Annotated in this window: 6 protein-coding genes and 2 pseudogenes; 6 read left to right on the top strand and 2 right to left on the bottom strand. The window is 55.5% G+C overall.

Annotated elements, in window-relative coordinates; genetic code table 11:
• Positions 1-846: UPF0149 family protein (locus Q8K08_RS12045; protein ID WP_305250227.1), on the top strand; the 846-nt coding region annotated here is incomplete at its 5' end.
• A gap of 339 nt (positions 847-1,185) precedes the next feature.
• Here the strand turns inward: Q8K08_RS12045 and Q8K08_RS12040 are convergent.
• Entirely contained in the window at positions 1,186-2,202 is a 1,017-nt protein-coding gene (locus Q8K08_RS12040; RefSeq protein ID WP_305250226.1) for a Hint domain-containing protein, read from the bottom strand.
• 425 nt (positions 2,203-2,627) lie between these two features.
• Positions 2,628-3,515 carry a hypothetical protein gene (locus tag Q8K08_RS12035; RefSeq protein ID WP_305250225.1) on the bottom strand — a complete coding sequence of 296 codons (888 nt, stop codon included), beginning with the start codon at positions 3,513-3,515 and terminating at the stop codon, positions 2,628-2,630.
• 283 nt (positions 3,516-3,798) lie between these two features.
• On the opposite strand from Q8K08_RS12035, the pseudogene Q8K08_RS12030 reads away from it, so the two are divergent.
• The 5 genes and pseudogenes from Q8K08_RS12030 to Q8K08_RS12010 form a co-directional block, all read left to right on the top strand.
• A pseudogene (locus tag Q8K08_RS12030) lies at positions 3,799-4,221 on the top strand (IS5/IS1182 family transposase); the annotation flags it as partial.
• A gap of 269 nt (positions 4,222-4,490) precedes the next feature.
• A complete protein-coding gene (locus Q8K08_RS12025) occupies positions 4,491-4,919 on the top strand; it encodes a TadE/TadG family type IV pilus assembly protein (protein WP_305250223.1) in 429 nt (142 codons plus the stop codon).
• Positions 4,919-6,433 (top strand): TadE/TadG family type IV pilus assembly protein, encoded by a 1,515-nt coding sequence (locus Q8K08_RS12020; RefSeq protein WP_305250222.1) that lies wholly within the window; start codon positions 4,919-4,921, stop codon positions 6,431-6,433. The genes Q8K08_RS12025 and Q8K08_RS12020 overlap by 1 nt, the downstream gene beginning before the upstream one ends.
• A gap of 492 nt (positions 6,434-6,925) precedes the next feature.
• Entirely contained in the window at positions 6,926-7,333 is a 408-nt protein-coding gene (locus Q8K08_RS12015) for an ACT domain-containing protein (protein WP_305250221.1), read from the top strand.
• A gap of 292 nt (positions 7,334-7,625) precedes the next feature.
• A pseudogene (locus Q8K08_RS12010) lies at positions 7,626-7,844 on the top strand (IS110 family transposase); the annotation flags it as partial.

Genomic DNA, 7,844 nt, shown 5'->3' with positions numbered 1-7,844 from the left:
GGCGATCTGATTACCGCCAGCGAGGAGTGGTGGGATCGCCACGAAACCATCGAAAGCTGGTTCGAAGACAGCGATGCTGCCCATGCCGTTCTCGATAAGGCGCGTAGCGCGAAATCCGCAGAGACGGCGCTTTGGAAATGGTTGGAGACCCGACGCGATTGGTGGGCACGCATTCTGGCCCGATCCGCTGATGTCTTGGAAACGGCTCACCACCCGGATGCGGCAGGCTTTGCTGCCTGTGCCATGGCCCTGCTGGAAGGCCGCAGTTTGAAGACCATCCCCGTCATGCTTGATGTGCACGAACAGACGATTGAAGCTTGGGTCCGTGATGATCCGGACTTTGACCCAGGCCTGACGTTTGAAGAACTGGCGCAGGAAGCACCCACCCCCGAAATGAAGGGCGAAGTCGCAGCCCTGCTGCGGGGCACCGAGCTTTCGGTGGACTGGCTTGACGGCTATATGACCGGCGTTGTGATCGCGCCGGAGATGATCACGCCAAACCAATGGCTGCCTGCAGTTCTGGAGCCGGTCCTTCCACGGATCAACCCGTCGCAATTCCAGCGCTTCATGGACCTGCTCATGATCCGCGCTCAGACGGTTTCAGACGTTGCCTCTGTCCCTGACCAACTCGTTGCCGCGATATCCGGCCGCTCAAAGAAGGGGAAGTCGGACTGGTGGCGCGGGTTTTCGGATGCCGTGGGGAGGATTCGAACTGCATGGCCCAAGAAGGGCATGACAAGGGAGGACCGGCGGCTCTTCGAGGTTGTGAGTGCTGGCTTGGCAAGCACGGATTTGGCTGATTTTGCGGCCATGGTCGCACTCCGACAGGAGCGCAATCTAGGCTAGTGGGAAGACTTCAAACGTCGGTGAGGGCGGGAGAGCCGCCTGTGACCTCGCAGCATTGCACGAGCAGCATATAGCCAAAGCTGCCAGTCAACGGCTGAAAGGTCCGCACTGCTGTCACCGGACAAGAGATCTCGCTGCAACGAATATCGAAATCTAGGTTGGGAAAGCTGCGCTGCAGATCCTGAGCGCAGCTTTCCCAACCGCTGTGGGCTGGTCTTGGCTAGGTCAGCGGTCTAGAGGTCAGCGGGGATGTTGCACTGCCGCAAGGCAGTTCCTAAACTACAGCGGACTTGCAACCAGGATGATGTTCCGACACCATCGGTTGAACCACACACTCCTTCACGCCGTCGCTGCGAAAAGAACGGCGACAGCCTGCCGTTTGGTCAGCGTCCTTCGGCATAGTCTTCCGTATCCTGCTTCTGGGTCTTTTGCCAAATTTGGAAACATGGTCATGACCTGAATCCGGTTTTCAAAACTCAGATTGCGCATGGCCACCGGGCCCGGAAAAAAACTCTCGGAAAGAAGCCCTTCCGCCGTCAGAACGGAATGGCGATCCAAGAGCACGTGATAGTATCGCACGGTCTGGCACGAGGTATCTCTCTCCACCCCGCGATATCCCTCAAAACTGAGGGCTGGTGCGAAACACTCCTCATCCGTATCCACGAAAGCAAAGCTTTCTTTGCAGAGCAGGATCCGGTGCTGAGGCGAAATCATTAGATCGCGATAGGGCAGTTGACCGTCCATCGACCTTGCCGGAATACGGACAGGGCGCAGCTTTTCATCAGTGCCGGGCCAGCGGTGTTCAGACCAGCCGATCCAGCGGATTGGCTGCGGCCCACTATCCCGCGTCATTATCAGATCGCCCGCCCGAAGGTCCTCAACAGCCACCGCCCCATCGACCCCTTCAAGCCGGGTGCCGCCGACATAGCAGACCGGCACAGGATCAGGGCTGGTGTTGACATTCTGAACCGCAATCGCCCCATTGCCGAAAGCGTTCATTTCGGCAGCCGTCGCTTGCTCGTAGGGCATAAATGCCAGATAGGTCACGCTACCCGGAGAAGGATAATCCTGCACCGCGATGCGCATGATCTCGTCCCCCCGAAACTGGGTTGGAACCTGATTGGCGCCCTGATTGTTGGTTGTCGGCAGCGTCGCGGTCCAGTTGACGGAAAAACTGTAGAGCTGTCCGTTGATCATCACCTGCGTCGTCGGGTCTGGCGCACCCTCCAGCCATAGGTCGCCGGGATCGCCCGACGGTGTCTGCGCAACAAAGGTAATCTGGAAGGATGGCGCTCCGGTGAGGTTGAGTTCAGCGTTTCCCGCCGTACTGCTGTCCGTCCGAACATAATAGTCCATTGCTTCGCCCTCGTTCACTTGCCGGCTCTGGCAACGTGTTGATTGCCCTTGTTGCCAGCTAAGCAACTTTGGTGGCGATTATTTGCTCAAAATATGGCATTATCGGAGAACTTAGGCCCGCATTGTTCACTATTCGGAGCGGGTGTTGTCGCTGTAGATGCGTTAAAAATTTCGCGACTGCTCGCATTCGGCGATCAGCTGTGCACGGTTTGAGCCTCCGTTCTTCGGTGAACGGCCGGGGTCCCGAAGCAGCGCGGGTGCGCTTCCGCCCGCCCGGATGACCGTCTCATCTGTTGCCCTAGCCGGTTCCGAGCGTTTGGCGTTGCCCGGCGTGTGAAAAAGCGTTGACACGAATCGGCTTGCGCGACCGATCGTGTCAACGCCCACTTTACCGCTGGTGAGGGCCAGCGGCGGCGGCCTCGAACCTAGTGGACCAAGGCTTCCTCAAGCTCGTAATCGTCTTCGACGTATGGGGCATCCTCAGCAAGTGTACCGGTTGACAGGGATGCGATCAGGTCCTCGCCAGCGTCTTCGTCGGCCATCGACTCGATCGCGGCGTTATAGGACTCGATAACTGCATCTCCGTCGGCCCAGCCGCCGTCGGGTGCGTCGATCCGGAAAGTTTCCACCGGATTGCCGTCCTCGTCAGTTTCGTAGAACGCGACGGATGCCACGCTGCCGATATCGCCGCCGAGTTCTTCGAAGTACGAGACATAGTTTGCGAAGGTCGGCTCGGTTCCCTCAGGCAGCGACGACACGTCGAAAACGTTATCTTCGGGTTCTTCCGAAAGGATGAAGACGCCACCAAGCGACATTCCATTTTCGTCGGTACCGTTGTCGAAGAACACCTTGTCATGCAGTGGTTCTTCAGGATCGTCGGTCGTTTCCGGATCACCCGCGACACCCTTGATGGACCCTTCAGGCGTCGAGGTCGAGGTGGCACGGACGCCGAAAAAGTCGATTTCGTCGAGGCTAGAGATGTCCAGCGACACGGTGTAAACGTCACCCTCCGCGAGGAAGGTGTCTTTGTCAGTGCCTGCATGCCCCAAGCCAGGATCGCTGAGCTTCATCGCCTGATCCCATTGAACGGTTTCGCCCTCATACTGCGCACCGCCGCCGTTCATGTTCAGCGGACCACTCAGGCTTGCACTTGCCCCCGAGAAGTCGTCGTCACCAAAGTAGATTGCATTCACATCCATCGAGCCTTCGGTGACCTTAATGTCTGCAAAGAAACTACCGTCTTTCTCGTACACGGTCACCGTGTATGACAAGCCGTTTGTCTGATAGGTAAAAACCTTCCCGGTATCGCTCATGTGCGTGCCTCCGCCATAGGACCAAAACGCATTGCGTCGCGTGCGTTAAGGAACGGTAAAGCAACACCCTGGCACCGATCAACCTTTCAAGGCCTCACCTTGGGGAACACTCTGTTTCCGAAAACAGGTGTGTGGCAGATTGGGCCCGGGCCGCTACTTCGGCACGGCTGCACTCCGCTTTCTAGTTTTCCCTTACATCACCATCTTGAAATAGCCCGAATTCAGGTTGCCCTTCATCCCGCGGTTGCAAAGCCCCATCGTCATGTTGCTGGTTCCCGAAATCAAGGCCCGCAAGCGCTCTGAGTTCGGCACCAAGGTCAGCCTCGCCACCACCATCGACGAAGGCTTCATCGTCGGCATGCGGTCCCTGCCGGGCAATCCCTACGACGGCCATACCTTGCCCGAGGCGCTGGAACAGGTGGAAATCCTCACCGGCCAGATGAACGCGCTGGCCGTCGTGGATCGCGGATATCGGGGCCACGAGGGATCGGGCACGAAAGTGTTGATCAGCGGAACACGCCGGGGCCTGACGCCGAAGCTGAAGCCGCGGCTTCGACGGCGCAGCGCCATCGATCCCGAGATCGGACACATGAAAAGCGACGGGCGTCTGTCGCGGTGCCCGCTGAAAGGGACGTTCGGCGACGCCATCTTCGCCGTAATATGCGGCTGCGGGCACAACATCCGCAAGATCCTTGCCCACCTCAGGGCTTTTTGGCCCTCATCCTGGGCGCGTTGCGCGGTGCATTCATGTCTGGGAGCAGGTTCTCAGCTTGCTTTTCCTTCAACGAATGGCGTTGTTCAGCGTGAACTAGAGAGCTTCCCCGGCCTCGAAACCGCCAAGAGCCGCAAGCGGATCAGGCTTCGGTGAATGAGCAGGGCTGAGAATAGATGAGATAGACAATCGGGATTGCGCCATGCGTAAGCCTAAATTCTGTCACATTTAACTATCACAAGAAAGAAAATCGGAGAATTGTGATGGGAAATTTGATGCAAAGTTTCAGAGGGCGCATCCGAAACTATCGTCATTCGCGTATATGGCGGGATGAACGTGGTTCCGCGACTGTCGAGTTTGTCATGATGGTGCCAGTTTTTATGGCCTTGATGTTTCTGATCGCGGATGCCAGCATGGTTTATAATAAGCAAGCAATGCTCATGGATATTTCGCGCGACACTGCACGAATTGTCTCGCGCTATGCGCTGACAGCAGAAGAGGCACAAACGCACGCTGTCAAGGCGGCTGGTACGAGCGCATCACCTGCGACGGCACATGTCTCGATTATAGATGGGTTTGTGACAGTAACAGTTGCGACAGATGCTGCGACAGCGGCCCCCTTCGGATTTATCAAGTTTGCAATCAGCGACAAAATTTCAGCAACCGCCACAGTTGTAATGGAGCCTGTCTGATGAATATCATTTCGCCAGCACTCAAAACAAGACAAGCCGTTTCTCGGTTTCTGAAAAATGAGTCTGGAAGCATGACCATGCTTTCCGTTGTCGGCATTGTCGGGTGCTGCATGGTCGCCGGCCTAGCGATTGACGCATCCAATCTGTATCGACAAAAAGAGCACCTTATTCTTGCGGCCGATTCCGCATCCAAGGCTGGAATTGTCGCTCTTTCAAGTAATAAGAGCACTTTCGAGGTGCAAACCGCAGCACTTGCGTCGGCAGAGCAGAATATCCCTGCCAGTATGTTCGGCAAAACGTCAAACGGAGTGCAAGACATCCAGCTTGTCCGTTTCGACCCATCCAGTCGCACAGTGGTGAGCGGCACACCCAATGCAGTGAAAGTAACCCTGCACCGCAACGCAAGCGTCGAAAATCCGGTTAAAACGACTTTGCTTAGGATGGTCGGGATCTCCGAATTCGATTTTAGTGTCACGAGCGTCGCATACTATGGGCAGCCTGGGCGTTGCACATCATCTGACGGAATTTACGCCAAAGGCCAAGTGACCCTCACATCTGGCAATCGCATCGGAGAAAGTTACTGTGTGCACAGCCAAACGGCGGTCTGGTTGCCACAGCAAAACACATTTGATGCTGGGTCTGGCGTCTCAATGCCCAATCTGGAAATGTGTAAAGGCAAATGTGTCGAAAGTGCTAATCTAGGGATAGAGAAGGCTGTGTTCACGATGAATCTCAGTTTGCCCAAAGTAGCAGACCATATCGATAAAGTGACTGCCGCCATGCTTTCAACAGCTTCTGATTTAAAGAGGGAGGTATTTGCGAACAAGCCTCTTGCTTCAAATCTCACTCCGCTTTCTGATGCAAAAATCTTGAGTGTTTCAGCAACAAAGAACCTGGTTAAGGGGTCGGTCGTTTCTCTTACGCCAGCGCAGTATAACGATTTAATGTTCAATACGTCCGGAAATATCCCATCTGGACTGGTTTATAATGTAGATTGCAGGGATCGTGGCAACGGTCCAGCCACCTCGATTTCTATCGGTGGAACAAAGAACCGAAAAAATTCAGTTGAAGACAGTAGCACGATCGAAACCATTCGTCATGTCGTTCTCATTACCAACTGCGGCTTTGATGTTGGCGCAAACGCGCGCATAGACAATTCGCTTCTTGTCAGCACTAGGATATCTTCTTCCTCTGTCATCAATGCAGATGAAGGGTCTGTTATCGGCGATCCTCTTAAAAACTGTGATATTAACCGCAAAGTCTACATCATGACGATGAGCGGTGTCAGCGTAAATTCGAATTTCACGGCATCGAACGTGGCGTTGATCGTGAATGGAAACATTAACGTTGCTGCAACCAGCAATTCCAGCAAAGTCGAGCACAACGGCACAAGTATGCACGCGGAGGGGTCTATCCAGATACCGTCGTCCCATATTTTCAACAGTTGTGCGGAGGACCCAAGTGGCCTATTGCCTGGAATGAAGACCTTCAAGTATGTCATTCCAAAATCGTGACCACCCTGCGAATGTTACCACGGCAATTCACCTGACCCCGCCTCATTCACGGAACGTGTGTGCTGACGGTTGCGTGCGCCTGAAAGTATTTATAGATTCAGGCTGCTACAGGCTCTGATGATATGACCGCCCCCCGACGGCATCGATGTGCCAAGGTGGGTCTGCGATGATCCACAAAGGAGGACGGTCATCTCCTTAAAATGCGACGTTCCGTGATGTGCGACCGCTTTAGGGAACGCCGCGCCGCAGCGGCTTCACGCTCTTGAGCGGCGGTAATGGGTCGGGTGGGTCAACGGGCAGGTTTCGCACTTCCGCAAGGCTCCTTCGAGTCCAGTTCCAACATTCGGGCGTGGCTCAGTGCAGGGCCTCGAATGTGCAGATGAATTGCAATGCTGTCGGCCCGAAACTGCAAGGAGCTCAACACTGATTTCCAACCTATCTTCGTCAGCGTAGATTAGGCATTATAATCGTCGCAAATGTTTGGAGTTGTCGATGCGAGAACCCGTCAAAGATCGCGAGGCGATGATTGCCAAGATGACCCCGGAGCTGCGGCCAGGTCGCTTCGTTTTCTGTGCTCTGAATGATCTCCCGCTTTCAACTGCGATGCGCGATGGAGCAATATGTCTCTTCCGTGAGGCGGAGGGTGTTTCGGTTCTTTTGCCAGTCGATTTGGCCGAGGCAGAGGGTCTACCCTTCGAAATGCCAATGTGCCAGATCACGCTGCAGGTCTTTTCTTCACTTGCTGGCGTGGGGCTGACGGCAGGCTTCTCTGCCGCACTCGGCACTGCAAACATTCCCTGTAATATGATCGCCGCCGCGTTACACGACCATGTCTTCGTCCCAGAGGATAGAGCAACGGAAGCCCTTGCAGTGCTTCTTCGCCTTTCGGCATCTGCCTGATAGCGCGGCAGTGTGAGCCTGAGAGTGGGACGGAAACTCGCCATTTTCAGGCCTTGTATCCTTCCCGTCGACGATAGCGCAGGACGCGCAAGTGCGTCGAACGACACCAGTATCTGCATCCAGGGACACAGAAATCCAGAAATTGCTGCGGCATTCCTGTGTGACCGATTCGGGGAGGCTGCACCGCGGCATCGTGGTCGTCTCGACCGGCCGCTAATGGGATGTGTCGGCTGCTTCCCCACAGTTGGGTTACCCTGAAGAGGGATCAACCGTGCAACAAGGAGAAGTAGCCATGTGTGCAAAGAAGACAGGAAGCCTCGAAGACCTTGCCGTCGTCGGTGTCTATGTCGGCAAGGACACGTTTCATCTGGTCGGGTTCGACCGCGCCGGCCAGCTGGTCATACGCAAACAGATCAAGCGGCTGGCGTTGAGTGCCACATTCGAACAGCTCCCACGCTGCATCGTCGGGATGGAAGCCTGCCTTAGCGCCCATTTTGTCAGCCGGACGCTG

It is taken from the genome of Pseudotabrizicola sp. (assembly GCF_030684215.1).
GTDB lineage: Bacteria > Pseudomonadota > Alphaproteobacteria > Rhodobacterales > Rhodobacteraceae > Pseudotabrizicola.
Note: the sequence above shows the minus strand (reverse complement) of the source record. Positions and strands in the feature narration are given on the sequence as shown.

What these genes read in the sequence shown, in the direction of transcription:
- Q8K08_RS12040 (WP_305250226.1), bottom strand. Translation starts at nt 2,202, where the DNA reads ATGGACTATTATGTTCGGACGGACAGCAGTACGGCGGGAAACGCTGAA.
- Q8K08_RS12035 (WP_305250225.1), bottom strand. Translation starts at nt 3,515, where the DNA reads ATGAGCGATACCGGGAAGGTTTTTACCTATCAGACAAACGGCTTGTCA.
- Q8K08_RS12025 (WP_305250223.1), top strand. Translation starts at nt 4,491, where the DNA reads ATGGGAAATTTGATGCAAAGTTTCAGAGGGCGCATCCGAAACTATCGT.
- Q8K08_RS12020 (WP_305250222.1), top strand. Translation starts at nt 4,919, where the DNA reads ATGAATATCATTTCGCCAGCACTCAAAACAAGACAAGCCGTTTCTCGG.
- Q8K08_RS12015 (WP_305250221.1), top strand. Translation starts at nt 6,926, where the DNA reads ATGCGAGAACCCGTCAAAGATCGCGAGGCGATGATTGCCAAGATGACC.